This window comes from Streptomyces sp. NPDC001514 (assembly GCF_053597075.1).
Genome location: NZ_JBSFHO010000002.1, coordinates 97732 through 114342, shown reverse-complemented (window position 1 = coordinate 114342; position 16611 = coordinate 97732). Strand labels below are relative to the sequence as shown.

Here is a 16611-nt window from a genome sequence, read left to right as displayed (position 1 = left end):
CCCCCGGGAGTAGGCCACAAGGTGCCGGTTTTCCGTCCGCAGTCCGCCGCCGTCGCGCTACGGCCAGAGCAACTCCCGTACCCAGCACGCTCCTTCGCGCCGGTAGCGCAGCCGTACGTGCCTTCGGCGCGCGTCGCCCTGGAAGAACTCCACCTCGGCCGGTTCGAGTACGTAGACCGTCCAGGTGCCGGCCGTCGCATCCGGCTCGGCCGCCGCGCGCTCCCAGGCGGCTTCGCTCGCCCGGACCAAGTCCCCGTAGTCGGCGAGCACTTCGCTCTGCCGGCCCACCAGCGCCGCCGCCAGCGCGCCCGTCGAGCGCGCGTGGAGATCCTTGTACGCCTCCTCGGGCGTGCCCGGCACCACCCGTCCCCGTACCCGGATCTGACGGCCCTGCGCGGGCCAGTAGAAGCCGAGCGCGGCCTCCGGGCGGGCGGCGAGCTGACGGCCCTTCGCGCTGGTGGCGTGGGAGGCGAAGTGCCAGCCGCGCTCGTCCGCGTCGTGCAGCATCAGGGTCCGGATGTCCGGGCGGCCGTCCTCGTCGACGGTCGCCAGCGACATCGTGTGCGGCTCGGGCTGACCGGCCGCCGCGGCCTCGACGAACCACCGCCGGAAGAGCGGCAGGGGTTCGCCCGGAGCGGTGTCCGGTGCGAAGGCGGGCAGTTCGGTGTCCCAGACCGGCAGGGATCTGAGCACCTCGTGGAAGGCGTCGGCGTCGTGGGGCTCGTGCTGGTGTGTCATGCGCCGATCTTCACAGGTTCACAGACTGCCCAGGTCCGCCGAGAGCCACCGCTCGGGCCGCATGTGGATCACCACCTGCTCGCCGTGGTTCTTCTCGGCGAAGTCGACGTAGCCGTCGACCTTCTCCGCCGGGAGGTAGCGGGCCGAGATCTCCCGGAGCAGCTCGTGGGTCCCGGGGGCCGTGCGCGTCATCGGGCCCTCGACGGAGACGTACCGGATGGTGGGTTCGATCTGGTCGACCAGCAGCGAGAACCGCCCCGCCGCGCTGATGAGCTCGTACTTGCGGGAATCCGCACCGGTCATGATCCAGACCTCGCCGCCCGGCTCGTACTGGTACCAGATCGGCACGGTGAGCGGTCCCCGCTCCGCACCGGCCGCCACCGCCAGCGCGGCGTAATGCGGCTGTGCCAGGAACTGCTCGCACTCTTCACGGGTCAGGGCCATCGGAGTCTCCTTCGCGCGGTCCCACGGGTTCGCGGGGCCTCGGATCCCCGGGCACGCGCAGGCGCGCTACGCCCGGGTGCGCCGGTAGTCGTCGGTCCTCACTGTGCCGTAGGGCGGGCCGCGGGAGCCGTGGACGCGCGCGGCGCTCCGCCTACGCGGTGAGGCTCGTCCGCTCGGCGGCGTCAGGCCGCCCGGTCGATCTCCTTGTCGCCGTGACTGCCAGGCATCACAAGCTCACGGTTCTCCATCAGGACGGCGGCTTCGAAACCGTCGCCCGTCTCACGGGGCAGCCAGTCCGTCGCATCGACTGAGCTGCCCATGGTGCTGGGCCGCTCAGCGGCCCAGCACCACCGTCCCCGACGAGCAGAACCAGCCCCCCGTGCCCGATGCCACCGCCAGCTCCGGAACGCTCCCGTCCGCCCGCCGTACCTGGTGCCCGCCCGCCTCGCCGCGCAGCTGCCGCACTGCCTCGACCAGTAGGAAAAGCCCGCGCATCCCCGGATGGCAGGCGGAGAGCCCCCCGCCGTCGGTGTTCACGGGCAGCTCCCCGTCCAGCCGCAGCCGGCCCTTCTCGACGAACGCCCCGCCCTCGCCCTTCGCGCAGAAACCGAGGTCCTCCAGCGTCACGAGCGTCATGTACGTGAAGGCGTCGTAGATCTCGGCGATGTCGATGTCCTGCGGGCCCACCCCCGCCCGCTCGAAGGCCAGCCGCCCGCTGACCGCCGCCGGGGAGACCGTGAAGTCCTCCCACTCCGACATCGTGGTGTGCGAGACGTGCTCGCCCGTGCCGAGGATCCACACCGGGGCCTTCGCCGTGTCCGGTACGTACTCCTCGGCCGCCAGCAGCACCGCGCAGCCGCCGTCGCTGCGGATGCAGCAGTGCAGCTTGGTGAACGGGTCGGCGATCACCGGGCCGCCCAGGACCTCGTCCACGGTGATCGGCTCGCGGAACATCGCCTCGAAGTTGTGCGACGCGTTCGCCCGCGCCTGGACGGCGACCTCGGCGAGCTGCTCCAGGGTGGTGCCGTACTCGTGCATATGGCGGCGGGCGGCCATGGCGTACTTGGCGATCAGCGTGTGCCCGTACGGCACCTCGAACTGCAGCGGCCCCCGCCCGCCGAAGGAGAGGTTCGAGGTGCGGCGCCCGGCGCGGATGTCGGCGCGGGCGGTGGATCCGTAGACGAGCAGGACGGCGTTGGCGTGGCCCGCGGCGATGGCATCCGCGGCGTGCGCGGCCATCACCTCCCAGGTGGCGCCGCCGACGGCGGTGGAGTCCACCCAGCGGGGCCGCAGGCCGAGGTACTCGGCCACCTCCACCGGGGCGAGCGTGCCGAGACCGGCCGATGCGAGGCCGTCGACGACCCCGCGGTCGAGCCCGGAGTCGGCGAGGGCGCGGCGGGCGGCCTGGGCGTGCAGGGCGTAGGGGGTGGGGCCGTCGACGCGGCCGCAGTCCGAGAGCGATATGCCGACGACGGCGACCTTGCGGGGTCTGCGAGCGGTGCGCTGGGTGGCAGGCATGAATCTGACGGTACATCAGATTCGGGTGGCCGGGGACGGTGCCCGCGTGCGGCGGCCAGGGCCTGTGCCCGCGTGCGGCGGCCGGAGTCTGCGGCGCTCCAGGAGCGCTGCCCCGGCGGTACGCTCGCAGCATGCCCCGATCCACTGCGGAAGACGTCGGCGGCTACCTCGCGGAGGTGGTGGAGCCCGACCGGCTGACGGTCCTCGTCCGCATCCGCGAGCTGTGCCGCACCGAGCTCGACGGCTACGAGGAGGTGATGGCGTACGGCATGCCCGCCTACCGTCGCCCGGGCGGCGAGCCCGAGATCGCCTTCGCCAACCAGAAGCAGTACATCTCCTTCTATCTGATGCGCCCGGACGTGCGGGAAGGCTTCGAGGGTCGGCTCGCCGACCAGGACATGGGCAGGGGCTGCCTGCGCTTCCGGCGCACCGAGCAGGTCGACTTCGATCTCGTACGGGATCTGCTGAAGGCGACCGCGGCCGGGCCCGGCGAAGTCTGCTGAGCGGGGCTCTGTGTTTCTGGGGCCCCCGCGCCTAACATGACGCCCCGTCAGTTACGGAGGGGAGCCCATGGACGCCGCCTTCACCCCTGAACAGTCCGCCATCCGCCGCACCCTGCGCGCCGCGCTGTCCCGGGGAGCGCCTCCGGGACCCGCCCCCGGCGACCCCGGGCCCGGGTACGACCCCGTGCTGTGGGCGCGGCTCGCCGACGAGCTCGGACTGCCCGGGCTCGCGCTGCCCGAGACGTACGGAGGCGTCGGCGGCGGCACCGTGGAGCTCGCGCTCGCCTTCGAGGAGGCCGGGCGGGCGCTGGTGCCGTCGCCGCTGTTCGCCACCGCCGGGCTGGCCGCGCCGCTGATCACCGCGCTCGGCAGCGAGGAGCAGCGCGCCGCCCTGCTGCCACGCATCGCCGACGGATCGCTCACCGCCGCCCTCGCCGTACCCGGCGGAAACCTCGCCACGGCGCTCGGGCTCACCGGGGACAACGCGGACGGGACCTGGGCGGGAGGCGGCCGGGCCGGCGGCGTACAGGCGAGGCCCGCGCTCGGGGGCGGCGGCTGGCTGCTGTACGGAGAGGCCGAGCAGGTCCTGGACGGCCACAGCGCCGGGCTGCTCCTCGTCGCCGCACACACCGGCGGCTTCGCGCGGGGCCGCACCCTGCTCTTCCTCGTCCGGGCCGCCGATGCGGCGGGCCTGGCCCGCACCCGCTGGACGACCCTCGACACGACCCGGCCCCAGGCCCGCGTCGAACTCCGCGACACACACGCCGACCTGCTGGGCGACGACGCGGACGCGGACGTGCCTGCCGCACTCGCCGCCGCAGGCCGGACCGCCGCCGCGCTGCTCGCGGCCGAGGCCGTCGGCGCGGCCGCGTCCGCCCTCGACCGCACCGTCGGGCACGTGAAGGGGCGCGAGCAGTTCGGCCGGCCCATCGGCTCGTTCCAGGCGGTCAAGCACCGCCTGGCCGATCTGTACGTACGGGTCCAGGCGGCACGCTCGGCCGCCTACTACGCGGCGTGGGACCCGGACGCGGGCCCCCTGGCCCTCGCCCAGTGCCTCGAAGCGCTCCGGACCGTCACCGGCGAGGCCATCCAGTTGCACGGCGGCATCGGCTTCACGTGGGAGCACGAAGCGCATCTGTACTTCAAGCGGGCGGCCTCCGACGAGCTGCTCTTCGGCCCGGTCCACCGGCTGCGCGCCCGCGCGGCGGAGTCGGCGGGCCTCTTCACGGGCAGCGTCGGGGACCCGCTCACCCCAGAGGCGGTGGCCGTCTGATGCCCCCCGGAGTCCGCCTGGTGCAGAAGGTGTCCTCGAGCCGCGCCTTCGCGAAGATCGCCCCACATTTCATCCCGGCCATGGACCGGGCCTTCCACCGCCTCACCCGAGGAAAGGTCCTGCTCAGCGCCCAGATGCTGCCCGGAGTCGTCCTCACCGCGCGAGGAGCGCGATCGGGGCTGCCACGCCGCACGCCGCTCGCCTGCATGCCGGAGGAGGGAACCGGCACCTGGATACTGATCGGCTCCAACTTCGGGCGCGAGGGCCATCCGGCGTGGACGGCGAACCTCCTCAAGCACTCCGACGCGGAGGTCAGCTGGAAGGGCGAGGACATCCCCGTACACGCGGAACTCCTCACCGGAGCGCAGCGGGAGGAGGCGTGGCGGGCCGTGCTCGCCTTCTGGCCGCCGTACGCGACGTACCAGGCGAGGGTGGAGCGCGAGATCAGACTGTTCCGGCTGACGCGGCGCGGATGAGCTCCGCACCCGGCGGGGCGGAGGCAGGCGTGGCCGGCGCCGTCGGGTGAGCCGGTGCGTCCGTCGTCCTCGAACGCCGGACGGGCTGACGTGTGGCCGGAATGCGGGCGCGCCTGTGTGACAGGACTGGCGTGGGCGCGCCCGTGATCGCGGTCCGGTCGCTACTTCGTGGGCTTCTTGCCCGTGATGCCCAGATGCACCAACAGCGCCAGATTCGGCTTCAGTTCGGCCTGCTTCACACCCCAGGTCTGGAAGCCCTTCTGGTGCGAGGCCACCGCCGCGAGCATCGCGACCAATGAGCCGGCCATCGCCGCCGGGCTCACGTCCTTGTCGACCTTGCCCTTGGACTGGAGCTCCTTCACCGACTCCGTGAGGGAGTTGGTGACCGAGTTCAGGATCTTCATACGGATCTTGTAGAACCGTTTGTCCCCCTCGGCCGCGCCGAGGTCCACGACGCGCAGGATCGCGTCGTGCTTGCGCCAGAAGTCGAGGAAGCCCTCGACGAGCTCCTCGGCGGTCTGCCAGCCGGCCTTGCCGACCCAGGAGCGGCCGGACACCAGGGCGGTCAACCCGGCGCCCTCGTTGGCCATTTCCTCGGCGATCTCGAGGACCGCGCCCTCGACGTCCGGGAAGTACTGGTAGAAGGTCGCGGGTGAGGTACCCGCCTTGCGGGCCACGTCGATGACCTTGACGTCCCGGTACGGCGAGGAGCTGAGCATCTCGCTGAGGCAGTCGAGCAGCTTCTGCCGCGTCGCCTGGCCGCGTCGACCGGCCACACGGCCGTCGACAGTGCGTACTTGTCCTGTCATGCCGTCAGCTTACCGAGGGGTGATCGGCGCGCGATTCGGCCGACTGCAAATGGGGTGCGTCCTTCGTGTGGGCTAATAGTGTTATCAACAGCCTGTGGATAACTTCGGTGGACAACTCAACGATCACCCCCTCCTGCGTGCGGCGCGCCCCGCTCTCCGCTTGACTGTGACTGGCGTCACACTCCGCGTACGGGAGGTACGGAGCGCAGGCAGCGCAGGCAGTGCAAGGCAGCGCAGGAAGGGGTCAGGCCATGGCCGCATTCACGGAGGGCATGCCCTGCTGGGTGGACGCCCAGCTGCCCGATCTCGCAGCGGGCAAGCGCTTCTACGGCGACCTGTTCGGCTGGACGTACGGCCAGGAAGCCAGTGAGCGGTACGGCCACTACACCGAGGCTTTCCTCGACGGAAAGCTCGTCGCCGCCCTCGTGCCCAAACGGGACGGCCGCATGCCCACGACCTGGGGCGTCTACTTCGCCACCGACGACGTCGCCAGGACCGCCGACAGGATCGGAAAGGCCGGCGGCCAGGTGATCACGGCCCCGATGCCGGTGGGCCGCTTCGGCACCATGGCACTGGCCGCGGACCCCGGCGGCGCCGTGTTCGGGCTCTGGCAGAAGGGGGAGCAGGCGGGCTTCGAGGTCCAGGGCAAGCCGGGCTCGTTCTGCTGGACCGAGGTCTACACGAGGGAGAAGGAGGCCGTCGACCGCTTCTACGCCGATGTCTTCGGCTTCCAGGGCACCACGCTGCCCGACGAGAGCGTCGACTATCTGATGTGGTCGCCGGCCGGCACCGAACCGGGTGAGGACACCGCGATCGGCGGCCGCAGCGTGATCACCGACGCGTTCCCGGCCGAGATGCCCGCACACTTCCTCGTCTACTTCTCCGTGGCGGACTGCGACGGGACGGTGGAAACGGTGACCGACCTCGGCGGCCGGGTCACGGCACCGCCCTTCGACATTCCGTACGGACGGATGGCGGTCCTGACGGACAACCAGGGAGCCGCCTTCGCCGTCCTTGCCGAACCGTCGAAATAGTCCTCGCCGAGCCGTCAAAATAACCCGAGACACCCCGGAACGCCCCCGGGTTCGCAACCAGGACCTCCGGCAGGAACAATCAGGGGCGACGGGGCCGTACTACATGGCCCCTACGGGGAGGTGGCAGGCGAAGTGGAGCAGCTGACGCAGCACGACCCGAGGCGGATCGGCCCCTTCGAGGTGCTGGGACGGCTCGGCGCCGGCGGCATGGGGCTGGTCTATCTCGCACGGTCGGCGTCCGGCCGGCGCGTGGCGATCAAGACGGTGCGCACGGAGCTCGCCGAGGACCAGCTGTTCCGCGTCCGCTTCACGCGCGAGGTCGAGGCGGCGCGAGCCGTCTCCGGCTTCTACACCGCGGCCGTCGTGGACGCCGACCCGCGCGCCGCCGTGCCGTGGCTCGCCACCGCGTACGTGCCCGCGCCCTCGCTCGAGGAAATAGTGAACGAGTGCGGGCCGCTCCCGGCCCAGGCGGTGCGCTGGCTCGCCGCCGGAATCGCCGAGGCCCTGCAGTCCATCCATGGCGCCGGGCTCGTCCACCGCGACCTGAAGCCGTCGAACGTCCTCGTCGTCGAGGACGGACCCCGCGTGATCGACTTCGGTATCGCGTCCGGGGTGTCCAACACCCGGCTGACCATGACGAACGTCGCCGTCGGCACCCCCGCCTACATGTCGCCCGAGCAGGCCCGCGACTCGCGCAGCGTGACCGGCGCGAGCGATGTCTTCTCGCTCGGCTCCACCCTCGTCTTCGCGGCGACCGGGCACGCCCCCTTCCACGGTGCCAACCCCGTCGAGACCGTGTTCATGCTGCTGCGCGAAGGCCCCGACCTGGCGGGGCTGCCGGACGAGCTGCGGCCACTCATCGAGTCCTGCATGCAGATGGAGGCCGGGCTGCGGCCCAGCCCCGAGGACCTGCAGGCACAGCTCGCGCCCCACCTCTTCTCGTCCGGCAGCGACGACAGCGGTACGGCGTCGGCGTGGTTGCCCGGCAGGGCCGTGTCGATGATCGAGCAGCGGCGCGGAGGACGGCTGCCGAGCACGGGTGCGGGCGGCGGTGCCGGGGCGGGCGCCGGTGCCGGTGGGCGCCGGCCCGAGACGCCCCCTGCGCCCCCCAGACCGGACCGTGCGCCCGACGCCGTGCCCGATTGGGACGCGGCCTGGCGCGGCGGCAACGACCCCCGCACCGGACAGGCCCGCCCGGACGGCGCCCCCGCCGCCCCGCAGCCCGTACCCGACGGCCCCGTGCGCCTCGCCGGCGCCAAGGTCCCGATCGGCCCGGGTCCACGTGTCGCAGACGCCCGCGGATCCGTCGCCGCCGACGCGGGCCCCGCCACCGGCTGGGTCCGCGCGCCCGGCGGCCACGAGGCGGCCACCAGCGCCCTGCCCGCCCCCACAGCCCCCACCGCCCACGCTGCACCGCCCGTCCCCGCGCCCGCGCCGGGCGCCGACGGCGGCCCGGGGCGCTGGCGGCCCTGGCGGTTCCGGATGTCGAACGACGTCTGGGGCACCCCGGTCGTGGACGGCGATCTGCTCTACGTCACCTCCTTCGAGGTGCACGCCCTGGACGTGGCCAGCGGCCGCCGCCAGTTCAAGACCCGGGACGTGGCCTGGGTGATGGCCGTCACCGGAGGCCGTATCCACGCGTCCGACGGACCCACGCTGTACGCCCTCGACGCCAAGGACGGCAGCGAGCGCTGGCGGCTGGGGACCGACGCCTGGGTCTACTCCCTCCAGGCCGCCCGCGGCACCGTCGTCACCGGCACCCGCGGCGGCGGCGCCCAGGGCTGGGAGGCGTCCAACGGCGAGAAGCTGTGGGAGATCACCGGCGTCCAGACCGACTTCGAGACCCCCGAGGCCGGGCCCGCGCTGTTCGACGACACCGTCTACGTATGGCGCAACGCCCGGCTCCAGGCCCTCGACGCCCGCACCGGCGCGGAACGCTGGTCCTACCCGGTCGGCGACGCCGCCTCCTGCGGCGGCGTACCGGTCCGCGTCAACCAGGCGCCGGACGGGTGTACGTACATCGCGGCCGGCACCCGAGTGCTCTGCGTCGACACCGCCGGCGGCCATGTGCGCTGGCACTTCGAGGCACCCGCGGTCTTCCTCTCGCCGCCGGCGTACGCCCCAGGCCCCGCCGTGACCGGAGGCGGCGTGTATCTCGCCGACTACCTCGGCACCGTGTACGCACTCGACGCCACGACCGGCAAGGACCGCTGGCGCATCGCCACCGAGTCCCGCCAGTCGATCGAGCCGGTCCTCGTCGCCGACGGCAACGTCCATGTCGGCAGCGGCAGCGCGCTGTACACACTGGACGCGGTCACCGGCACGCCCAAGTGGCGGTTCGCGGCCGGGGGAGAGGTCATCGGCACTCCCGTCGTCGCGGACGGCCGGGTCCACTTCGGCTCCGCCGACCATGTGCTCTACACGCTGGACGCGAGCGGGGGACAGCTGCGCTGGAAGCTGGCGACCGGCGGCGAGATCACCGGCTCGCCGGTGGCGCGGAACGGTGTCGTGTACGCCTGCTCCAAGGACCGCTGCGTCTACGCGCTGGACGCGGTCAAGGGCACGGCGACGGGCCGGGGCACACCGGCGCCCCGCTGACGCCGGAGCGGCTCCGCCTTTTCGGGGACATGCGGGCCGGCCGGGCGGTGCCGGGCACGTCCCGGGCCGGGGACGAAGCCCCTACCGCTGCCGTCTGTCGTTGCCGAACGGATCGTTGCCGAACGGATCGTTGCCGAACGGATCGCCGCCATACGGGTCGTCACGGAACGGGTCCTGGGGCGGACCCGCTCCGTACGGGTCCCGGCGCGGGCGGCGCGGTGCCGTGGGGTCCGTCGGGCCGGGCGGGTTCGTCGGCAGCGGTTGTGTGTCCCCGGGCCCCGGCGCCCAGCCGTACGGCTCGTACGGCTCGTACGGCTCCGCGCCGGCAGGCGGATACGGCGCCGTCGGATACGCGGACGTCGGATACGCGGACGGCGGATACGCCGGCTCGGGCTCCTCGGCCGGTTCCAGCCTCGGGGCGCGCCCGCTCATCACCACGGAACCCAGCAGCAGGAGTACACCGCCCCCGAGCGCGTTCGCGACCCCGTCACCGAGGACCGGTCCGTCACCGCCGACCGTCAGACTGCCCGCGGCCTGCCCCTGGCGCACCATCCACAGGATCGTGAAGCCGAGCACGATCAGCCCGGCCAGCGCCACCAGCCACCGCGACCGCAGCATCACCCCCACCAGGGTCACCAGCGCCGCGAACGCGAACGGCAGCAGGATCGACGTCCCCACCGTCGCCTCCGCGTCGGTGATCCCCCGGAACAGGTCGTCGATGCGGTAGTCGCTGCCGTGACGGCCGTCGTACCAGGCACGGAAGGGGCTCAGGACGGCGGCCGTCGCTCCGGCGAGAGCGAGCACCGAGCCGATGACGTTGCGCACCATTCCCGGCCTCCTCTCGCAGCAGACGCTACGCCCGGTGGTCCGGGTGCGCGACCTGCTTGCTCCTGAGCGGTTGCGTCCAGCTGTATGGTGTCGTGCGCCCGTCAAACAGGGTCTGTTTCTCGCCACACTCGCACTTTCAACGGGGGGTTGAATCGTGAAGATGCGCCATGTCCGTGCGATCGCCGTTTTCGGCATCGCCCTGATCGCGCTGACCGGCGCCCGCGGTTCGCGCGGCGGGGGCTGCGACAACAACCACAGCTCCGGTTCCAGCAGCTCCAGCAGCGGAGGCAGCAGCATCGGGGGCAGCCACCACTCCGATGATGACGATGACGACGACCTCGACATCGGCACGAGCGGCGGCGGATCGGTCTCCGGCGGCAGTGACGTCACGGACGCTCCCACGTACAGCGGCCCGACCGGCCCGGTGGACACCGCCCTGGGTGAAGTGGAGATCAACTACTGCTCCATCGACCCCGCAGCGGTCAACGTCAGGGGCCAGCTCATGATCCACAACAGGACCGACGTGGACCAGACCTACGACATCACGGTGCATTTCCAGGGGGACGACCCAAAGGTACCGCTCGTCGCGAAGATCGACGATGTGACGGTCGCGGCGGGCCAGTGGTACGACAGGGAGGCGAGCGCCCCCTACGCCGGCTCCGGCAAGGGCACCGATTCCCGGGACTGCAAGGTCGTCAGCGCGACCCGCACCGCCAAGCTCTCCTAGGGGCCTGCCTTCAGTTGCGATCAACGAGCTTGCAGGAGGCTGCCGATCCAGATGGTCGCTGCGCGGAGATGGAGTCCGGCCAGGTAGCCCTCGGGCGTTTTGCCGTAGCGGGAGGCGGCGATGCCTCGCAGTCCTTCATTCCTGTTGATGGCACGCTCAACCGTGTTGCGGTCGCGGTAGTGGCTGGTAGGGCCTCAGGAACGAAGCAGAGCGCGCACGCCTGATCCATGGGGAGCTGTGGCTCCCCGAATGGCTCCCTGCTGACTCTTGGCCGACACCGCGAAGAACCGTCTGCTCTCCTGGGTAAGGCCTGTTGAGTCATCTCCCGCTCAACAGCGGTGAAGTGGCTGCAGCGGTGACGGAGCGGAGACGCCCAGGGGATGAGCGTTCTCATGCTGGGGACCACAGCTTTGTAAGCCTGATGCCGACCGCGGATACGTCCTCGCTGGTCACCCTGCGTGCGACGGTGCCGAGCCTGCGAGGAAGACCGCGCTGAACGCCTTCGACATCACCTTCGACGGCCGACTCTCAGCAGCACGTCAGTAACCCCAACCGCCCTGGATGCACCGTTCATTTGACAGTCGCCCCTCTAGATACGTGACTGCCAGTTCCGTTATTGTCCCGTCCGCCAGGAGTCGTCAACCCGCCATAGTCGCCCGTCACGCCCGGAGCGGCACTGACCTCTGACCTGAACGGCCGCGCCGCGGCCTTGACCTGCCACCGCTGCGATCCCACCCACTCTGAGGGAGCCCTGGCGCCCCGAAGAGCCGGGCGGCCACTCCTGCCGAGTCACACAAGACACGCCGCCATCAGCCACGCCCGACCCTTCTGGGCCGCCTGACAACTTCCGGAGACCGCCATGGCCTACCCGCACGCCCCGCGCCTTCATCATCGTCCACGGCCTCACCGCCCAGGTGCGTCCTTCGCCCGGGTCAACGGATCGGCCTTCGCCATGCACGTGCTGCTCGCCTGCTCCGCAGCCGAGTTGATGGCCACCCGTGTCTGGGGAGAGACCAGCATCGGCGTGCTGGCCATGCTCTTCCAGGGCTCCCTGCTGGTGTGGACGGCGGCGCGGTACGACCGCCGCGCGGGCGGACGCCCGGCTCCTCAGGAGGACGGGGAGGAGAGCAGATGACTCCGCGGATCCTGCTCGCCGCGTCCGGCGCCCTGGACAGTGACACGCAGGCCTTCGTCCTGGTGGGCTTTCTGACGCTCATCGTCCCCATCCTGTTCATCTGCGTCCTCAGCGCCCCCGAGAGGGACCGGGTCAACGACTTCTACACAGCGGGCCGCAGGCTGAAGCCACTGCGCGGGGCCCTTGTCCTGGCCGGCGTCTACCTGCCCGCGGCCACGGTGCTCGGCACCACGGGAAGTGTCGCGATCTTCGGCTACGACGGTCTGTTCATCGCCCTGTGCACGGTGCTGTCACTCGGCGTGCTCCTCCTGCTGGCGCGCCCCCTGCGTGAGCACGCCGGTTACACCCTGGGCGACACGTTCGCCCTGCGGGCTCCGGGGCCGGGGGCGAGGATCGCGACCGCCCTCGTGACCTTGAGCGCGTGCGTGCCCTGTCTGGTCGTACAGCTTTCCGGCGCCGGCGCGACCACCACGGCACTGCTGGGAATGACCGGGCCCGGCGCCGAGAAGACAGCCATCGTCATGATCGGCGCACTGGTCGTCTGCGCCACGGTGTTCGGCGGCATGCGCGGCACGATCGTCATTCAGGTGATCAAAACGGTGGTGCTGCTCGGCGCGGCCCTGACGGTGGCAGCTGTGCTGCTCCACCGTTTTCACTGGAGCGCAGATGCCCTGATCGACGCCGCCGGACAGGGCAGCGGCCGGCCCGCCGGCTATATGCGTCCCGGCCTCCGCTACGCCGCCAGCACCGCATCCGAGGGCACGCTCGACTTCATCGGCCTGATGATCACCATCGTGCTGGGAGTGGCGTGCCTGCCACACGTGGCCATGCAACTGAGCACCGCACCCGACGCCGCCACCGCGCGCCGCACGGTGCGCCACACCATCACCATCGTCGGCGTTTTCTGCCTCGCCACGGCCCTTATGGGCTTCGCGGCCGCCGCGTTGATCGGCGCACGCACGATCATGGCCGCGGACCCTGGAGGCAACACCGCCCTGCTGCTGCTCACGGGCGAACTGGCGGGCGGTTCGTCCACCCACACGAACGGGGCACTTCTCGTCGTCCTGGTGTCCTGCGCGGTGTTCCTCACCACGCTGGCCGCCGTGGGGAGCATCACCCTGGCCGCTGCAGGGGCGGTCGCCCACGACCTGTACACGAAGGTGCTGCGTCGTGGGCGCACGACGGAGAGTCGGGAGGTGGCCGCCGCCCGCCTGGCGTCCATCGGGGTCGGTGCACTGAGCATCGTGCTGGCGGTCTGGGTCCAGGGCTGGAACGTCCTGTTCCTGACGGTGGTCTCCCTGGCCGTGGCGGCCTCCTGCCTGCTTCCGGCACTGGTGTACTCCCTCTTCTGGAGCGGCTACACCCGAACAGGGCTGCTCTGGACGCTGTACGGAGGCCTGGTCTCCGCCGTCGGACTGCAGATTTCCAGCCCCGTCTTCTCCGGCTCCCCCCTGGCGCTCTTCCCGGACCGGCACCTGGACTGGTTCCCGCTCCAGACGGTCGTCCTCGTATCGATGCCCACCGCCTTCCTGCTCGGCTGGCTGGGCAGCATCGCGGGAAGGCAAGGAAGGAAGGGAGGGCAAGGAGGTCCGGGACAGCCGAGCAGTCGACGGGAGCCTCAGGTCACGGAGCACGACTGGGCCACGTAACGTCACGGCAGCCGGAGCCCGGCGATCCCGCCGCAGAGGCGGAAGCGGCGCCACGGACCTACGGTGGTCGGAGGGACACCGGCAAGCTGAACCGGCGTTCAGGAGGAGGCTGCGATGAAGGAGCATTTCGTCTGGGTGACGACGCGCCGCATCAAGCCGGGCACGTTGGAGGAGTTCGAGCGGGCATGGCGCCCGGACCCGTATCCCGAGGCCCTGCGCCACGCCTACGCCTACTGGTCCGAGGACGGGCAGGAGATCACCGGGGTGTCGTTCTGGGACACCAAGGAAGCGTGTGACGCCTGGCGGACCTCCGAGGCGGAGACCAGGCGGCACGAGGCCATGGCGCCCTACATCCTCGAGGAGCGCGAAGGCTTCTACCGCGGGCGCGAACTCGCCGTCCCCGTGCGGTAGTCCACACATTCGGCAGCCGTCCGCTGCGGTGGTCGCCAGGTCCAGTGCCCTGTGCTGCCCTAACGCACCCGGTACGCGCCTCTGCCCCGCCCGCTCGTGAACAGCTCGGCCTGCCGCTCCGGCGGCAGGTTCCCGAGCGCGATCAGGTGGGGGGCATGTGCGAGGGCCTGCGCCCGCGCCGCCTCCTTCGCCGACCAGACGGCCCGCACCGTTCCCTGCACGGCCTCCGTCGGATACGACGCGATCACCGCCGCGCACCGCAGCGCGGCGGCGACCTCCTCACCGGGTGCCGTCACCTCGCTGACCAGGCCCGTCTCGTACGCCCGCCGGGCCGACACCCGCTCGGCCGTCCCCATCAGCGCCATCCGGGCCACCTCCCCGAACGGCATCCGCATCGCCATGTGGACGGACTCGTACGCGCTGACCATCCCGTATGTCGTATGCGGATCGAAGAACTCCGCATCTTCGGCGGCGACCACGAACTCCGCCTCGCCCAGCAGATAGAACGCCCCGCCGCACGCCAGCCCGCGGACCGCCGCGACGACGGGTTTCCACAGGTCGTTCGCCTTCGGGCCGATGGTGAGCAGCGGATCGTCGATCGAGTACGGGGACGACGGCTGCGGCACTTCGGCGCCGCGGTCGATCCCGGTGCAGAACGCCCGCGTCCCCGCGCCCGTCACCACAGCGGCCCGCACCGTGTCGTCGTACCTGAACCCCCGCCAGATCCGGCCCAGTTCGAGTGCCATCGCCAGATCGATCGCATTGTGCTTGTCGGGCCGGTCGAGCGTGACGACGGCGACCCCGGTGTCCTTGTCCGTCTCCACCCGGATGCTCATGCGCGCTCCAGCAGCCAGCGCGGCACGGCCGTCCCGTCGGCGAGCTCGGTGAACGCCACCTTCACCGCTGCCCCGATCCGCAGCCGTGCCGGATCGACCGAGTTCAGGGGTGCGTCCGGCGTGGCCACCACGTTGCCGACGAGTCTGATGTGCGGCGCATCGGCGAGCTCGACGACGACCGCGTTGTACGGGGCCTGCTCGGCGTACGCGGGCAGGAGCGGTGGATGCGGCAGGACGTACGACCAGATCCGGCCACGCCCGCTCATGCGCCGCCACTCGCTGTCGAACGACTGGCAGCGCGGGCAGCAGGGGCGGGGCGGGAAGCGCAGTTCGCCGCAGGAGGCGCAGGCCTGCACGCGGAGTTCGCCGCGGGCGGCGTGCTCCCAGAAGGGCGCACCGTCATCGTCGATGACGGGCGTCAGATAACCAATGTCGGAATCTGTCATCTGTCAGCTCCTGTCTGTCAGCTCAATTCCGCAGAAGCACCGCTGAAGTCGGGACGCCCTCGCCCGCCGTGACCAGGCACGTCGCCGCGTCCGGCACCTGTGCGGTCGAGCTGCCGCGGAGCTGCTTCACGCCCTCGTTGATGAGGTTGAAGCCGTGCACGTACGCCTCGCTGAGCCCGCCGCCGCCGGTGTTGACGGGCAGCCGCCCGCCGATCTCGAGCGCGCCGCCCTCGGTGAACGCCGCGCCCTCGCCGCGCCCGCAGAAGCCGTACCCCTCCAGGGAGAGCGGGATGAGGGGCGTGAACGCGTCGTAGATCTGGGCGACGTCCACGTCCTGGGGCCCGAAGTCGGCCTGTTTCCACAGCTGGCGGGCGGCGGTCCAGGCGGGGCCGGTGAGCGGGTCGTCGTTCCAGTAGTTGACCATGCCGTGGTGCTGGGCCGGCAGGCCCTGGGCGACCGAGTGCACGTACACCGGTTTCTGCCGGCAGTCGCGGGCCCGCTCGGCGGAGACGAGCACACACGCCAGTGCCCCGTCCGTCTCCAGGCAGTTGTCGAAGAGGCAGAGCGGCTCGCTGATCCAGCGGGCGGTCATGTACATCTCGCGGGTCAGCGGCCGCTCGTACATGATCGCGGCGGGGTTCTGGTTGGCGCGGTTGCGGCAGGCGAGGGCGACGTTGAAGAGGTGGTCGCGGGTGGCGCCGTACTCGTGCATGTAGCGCCGGGCCAGCATGCCGATCTCGTCGGCGGGCCGCAGCAGCCCGAAGGGCCGGGTCCACTGCGCGGGAGTGGGCAGCTGGACCGCCGTGTTCTTCCACGGCCTCGGCCCGGACCCGCGCTTCCGTGACCGCCAGGCGACGCCGACGCTCGCCTGTCCGGTCGCGATGGCGGCGGCGAGGTGCGCGACGGTGGCGCAGGAGCCGCCGCCTCCGTATCCCACCTTGCTGAAGAAGGTGACGTCGCCGGCGCCGATGGTCTTGGCCACCTCGACCTCGTCGGTCTCCTCCATGGTGTACGAGGCGAAGGCGTCGACCTCGGCGGGGGCGATGCCGGCGTCGTCGAGTGCGGCGAGGACGGCCCGGCAGGCCAGGGTCTTCTCGGATTCGGGGAGGTGTTTCGCGAAGCGGGTCTGTCCTATCCCGGCTATCGCTGTTGCGTCCTTGAGGCTCTTGAGGCTCGCCATGCGGGC

18 protein-coding genes are annotated in these 16611 nt (G+C 71.5%); 9 read left to right on the top strand and 9 right to left on the bottom strand.

All coding sequences use genetic code 11. From position 1 onward, the window contains the following. Positions 1-57: 57 nt before the first annotated feature. The 4 genes from ACWCXB_RS03215 to ACWCXB_RS03200 form a co-directional block, all read right to left on the bottom strand. Entirely contained in the window at positions 58-738 is a 681-nt protein-coding gene (locus ACWCXB_RS03215; protein ID WP_450718438.1) for a pyridoxine/pyridoxamine 5'-phosphate oxidase, read from the bottom strand. An 18-nt stretch (positions 739-756) separates the two neighbouring features. Further along, positions 757-1182 (bottom strand): pyridoxamine 5'-phosphate oxidase family protein, encoded by a 426-nt coding sequence (locus ACWCXB_RS03210; RefSeq protein ID WP_450718436.1) that lies wholly within the window; start codon positions 1180-1182, stop codon positions 757-759. Between the two features lie 182 nt (positions 1183-1364). Continuing rightward, positions 1365-1502 carry a hypothetical protein gene (locus tag ACWCXB_RS03205; RefSeq protein ID WP_450718434.1) on the bottom strand — a complete coding sequence of 46 codons (138 nt, stop codon included), beginning with the start codon at positions 1500-1502 and terminating at the stop codon, positions 1365-1367. Positions 1503-1515: 13 nt separating this feature from the next. Next, positions 1516-2700 (bottom strand): thiolase C-terminal domain-containing protein, encoded by a 1185-nt coding sequence (locus ACWCXB_RS03200; protein ID WP_450718432.1) that lies wholly within the window; start codon positions 2698-2700, stop codon positions 1516-1518. 131 nt (positions 2701-2831) lie between these two features. On the opposite strand from ACWCXB_RS03200, the gene ACWCXB_RS03195 reads away from it, so the two are divergent. From ACWCXB_RS03195 to ACWCXB_RS03185, 3 genes are all read left to right on the top strand, one after another. Further along, positions 2832-3203 (top strand): iron chaperone, encoded by a 372-nt coding sequence (locus tag ACWCXB_RS03195; protein ID WP_450718430.1) that lies wholly within the window; start codon positions 2832-2834, stop codon positions 3201-3203. A 67-nt stretch (positions 3204-3270) separates the two neighbouring features. Beyond that, the gene (locus ACWCXB_RS03190) at positions 3271-4476 is read left to right on the top strand and encodes an acyl-CoA dehydrogenase family protein (protein WP_450718428.1); all 1206 of its coding nucleotides are present in this window, start codon (positions 3271-3273) and stop codon (positions 4474-4476) included. After that, positions 4476-4952, top strand: coding sequence for a nitroreductase family deazaflavin-dependent oxidoreductase (locus ACWCXB_RS03185; RefSeq protein ID WP_450718426.1), 477 nt, complete (start codon positions 4476-4478; stop codon positions 4950-4952). Before ACWCXB_RS03190 ends, ACWCXB_RS03185 begins: the two co-directional genes overlap by 1 nt. Before the next feature lie 161 nt (positions 4953-5113). Here the strand turns inward: ACWCXB_RS03185 and ACWCXB_RS03180 are convergent, their stop codons facing one another. Further along, positions 5114-5761, bottom strand: coding sequence for a TetR family transcriptional regulator (locus ACWCXB_RS03180; RefSeq protein ID WP_351226939.1), 648 nt, complete (start codon positions 5759-5761; stop codon positions 5114-5116). A gap of 251 nt (positions 5762-6012) precedes the next feature. On the opposite strand from ACWCXB_RS03180, the gene ACWCXB_RS03175 reads away from it, so the two are divergent. Together ACWCXB_RS03175 and ACWCXB_RS03170 are read left to right on the top strand one after the other, a co-directional pair. Continuing rightward, positions 6013-6795 carry a VOC family protein gene (locus tag ACWCXB_RS03175; protein WP_450718424.1) on the top strand — a complete coding sequence of 261 codons (783 nt, stop codon included), beginning with the start codon at positions 6013-6015 and terminating at the stop codon, positions 6793-6795. Between the two features lie 132 nt (positions 6796-6927). Continuing rightward, positions 6928-9393, top strand: a complete 2466-nt coding sequence (locus ACWCXB_RS03170) for an outer membrane protein assembly factor BamB family protein (protein ID WP_450718422.1) — start codon at positions 6928-6930, stop codon at positions 9391-9393. An 81-nt stretch (positions 9394-9474) separates the two neighbouring features. On the opposite strand, the gene ACWCXB_RS03165 is transcribed toward ACWCXB_RS03170, so the two are convergent. Then, a complete protein-coding gene (locus ACWCXB_RS03165) occupies positions 9475-10221 on the bottom strand; it encodes a hypothetical protein (protein WP_450718420.1) in 747 nt (248 codons plus the stop codon). 160 nt (positions 10222-10381) lie between these two features. Here ACWCXB_RS03165 and ACWCXB_RS03160 point away from each other — a divergent pair, with 160 nt between their 5' ends. The 4 genes from ACWCXB_RS03160 to ACWCXB_RS03145 all read left to right on the top strand — a co-directional run bounded on the left by ACWCXB_RS03160 (position 10382) and on the right by ACWCXB_RS03145 (position 14143). Further along, the gene (locus ACWCXB_RS03160; protein ID WP_450718418.1) at positions 10382-10948 is read left to right on the top strand and encodes a hypothetical protein; all 567 of its coding nucleotides are present in this window, start codon (positions 10382-10384) and stop codon (positions 10946-10948) included. 952 nt (positions 10949-11900) lie between these two features. Further along, positions 11901-12083: a hypothetical protein gene (locus ACWCXB_RS03155; RefSeq protein WP_450718416.1), complete on the top strand. Its 183-nt coding sequence runs from the start codon at positions 11901-11903 to the stop codon at positions 12081-12083. Next, entirely contained in the window at positions 12080-13732 is a 1653-nt protein-coding gene (locus tag ACWCXB_RS03150; RefSeq protein ID WP_450718414.1) for a sodium/solute symporter, read from the top strand. Before ACWCXB_RS03155 ends, ACWCXB_RS03150 begins: the two co-directional genes overlap by 4 nt. A 114-nt stretch (positions 13733-13846) precedes the next feature. Then, positions 13847-14143 carry a hypothetical protein gene (locus ACWCXB_RS03145; RefSeq protein WP_450718412.1) on the top strand — a complete coding sequence of 99 codons (297 nt, stop codon included), beginning with the start codon at positions 13847-13849 and terminating at the stop codon, positions 14141-14143. A 59-nt stretch (positions 14144-14202) separates the two neighbouring features. On the opposite strand, the gene ACWCXB_RS03140 is transcribed toward ACWCXB_RS03145, so the two are convergent. The 3 genes from ACWCXB_RS03140 to ACWCXB_RS03130 are packed head-to-tail and all read right to left on the bottom strand — an operon-like array spanning position 14203 to position 16605. After that, positions 14203-14979, bottom strand: a complete 777-nt coding sequence (locus ACWCXB_RS03140; RefSeq protein WP_450718410.1) for an enoyl-CoA hydratase/isomerase family protein — start codon at positions 14977-14979, stop codon at positions 14203-14205. Further along, on the bottom strand, positions 14976-15425 hold the full coding sequence (locus ACWCXB_RS03135) for a Zn-ribbon domain-containing OB-fold protein (RefSeq protein ID WP_450718408.1): 450 nt from the start codon (positions 15423-15425) through the stop codon (positions 14976-14978). The genes ACWCXB_RS03140 and ACWCXB_RS03135 overlap by 4 nt, the downstream gene beginning before the upstream one ends. A 22-nt stretch (positions 15426-15447) precedes the next feature. After that, positions 15448-16605: a lipid-transfer protein gene (locus ACWCXB_RS03130; RefSeq protein WP_450718406.1), complete on the bottom strand. Its 1158-nt coding sequence runs from the start codon at positions 16603-16605 to the stop codon at positions 15448-15450. Positions 16606-16611: the final 6 nt, after the last annotated feature.

What these genes read in the sequence shown, in the direction of transcription:
- ACWCXB_RS03180 (WP_351226939.1), bottom strand. Translation starts at nt 5,761, where the DNA reads ATGACAGGACAAGTACGCACTGTCGACGGCCGTGTGGCCGGTCGACGC.
- ACWCXB_RS03145 (WP_450718412.1), top strand. Translation starts at nt 13,847, where the DNA reads ATGAAGGAGCATTTCGTCTGGGTGACGACGCGCCGCATCAAGCCGGGC.
- ACWCXB_RS03215 (WP_450718438.1), bottom strand. Translation starts at nt 738, where the DNA reads ATGACACACCAGCACGAGCCCCACGACGCCGACGCCTTCCACGAGGTG.
- ACWCXB_RS03200 (WP_450718432.1), bottom strand. Translation starts at nt 2,700, where the DNA reads ATGCCTGCCACCCAGCGCACCGCTCGCAGACCCCGCAAGGTCGCCGTC.
- ACWCXB_RS03190 (WP_450718428.1), top strand. Translation starts at nt 3,271, where the DNA reads ATGGACGCCGCCTTCACCCCTGAACAGTCCGCCATCCGCCGCACCCTG.
- ACWCXB_RS03175 (WP_450718424.1), top strand. Translation starts at nt 6,013, where the DNA reads ATGGCCGCATTCACGGAGGGCATGCCCTGCTGGGTGGACGCCCAGCTG.
- ACWCXB_RS03130 (WP_450718406.1), bottom strand. Translation starts at nt 16,605, where the DNA reads ATGGCGAGCCTCAAGAGCCTCAAGGACGCAACAGCGATAGCCGGGATA.
- ACWCXB_RS03195 (WP_450718430.1), top strand. Translation starts at nt 2,832, where the DNA reads ATGCCCCGATCCACTGCGGAAGACGTCGGCGGCTACCTCGCGGAGGTG.
- ACWCXB_RS03135 (WP_450718408.1), bottom strand. Translation starts at nt 15,425, where the DNA reads ATGACAGATTCCGACATTGGTTATCTGACGCCCGTCATCGACGATGAC.
- ACWCXB_RS03165 (WP_450718420.1), bottom strand. Translation starts at nt 10,221, where the DNA reads ATGGTGCGCAACGTCATCGGCTCGGTGCTCGCTCTCGCCGGAGCGACG.
- ACWCXB_RS03185 (WP_450718426.1), top strand. Translation starts at nt 4,476, where the DNA reads ATGCCCCCCGGAGTCCGCCTGGTGCAGAAGGTGTCCTCGAGCCGCGCC.
- ACWCXB_RS03155 (WP_450718416.1), top strand. Translation starts at nt 11,901, where the DNA reads ATGCACGTGCTGCTCGCCTGCTCCGCAGCCGAGTTGATGGCCACCCGT.
- ACWCXB_RS03210 (WP_450718436.1), bottom strand. Translation starts at nt 1,182, where the DNA reads ATGGCCCTGACCCGTGAAGAGTGCGAGCAGTTCCTGGCACAGCCGCAT.
- ACWCXB_RS03150 (WP_450718414.1), top strand. Translation starts at nt 12,080, where the DNA reads ATGACTCCGCGGATCCTGCTCGCCGCGTCCGGCGCCCTGGACAGTGAC.
- ACWCXB_RS03160 (WP_450718418.1), top strand. Translation starts at nt 10,382, where the DNA reads ATGCGCCATGTCCGTGCGATCGCCGTTTTCGGCATCGCCCTGATCGCG.
- ACWCXB_RS03140 (WP_450718410.1), bottom strand. Translation starts at nt 14,979, where the DNA reads ATGAGCATCCGGGTGGAGACGGACAAGGACACCGGGGTCGCCGTCGTC.
- ACWCXB_RS03205 (WP_450718434.1), bottom strand. Translation starts at nt 1,502, where the DNA reads ATGGGCAGCTCAGTCGATGCGACGGACTGGCTGCCCCGTGAGACGGGC.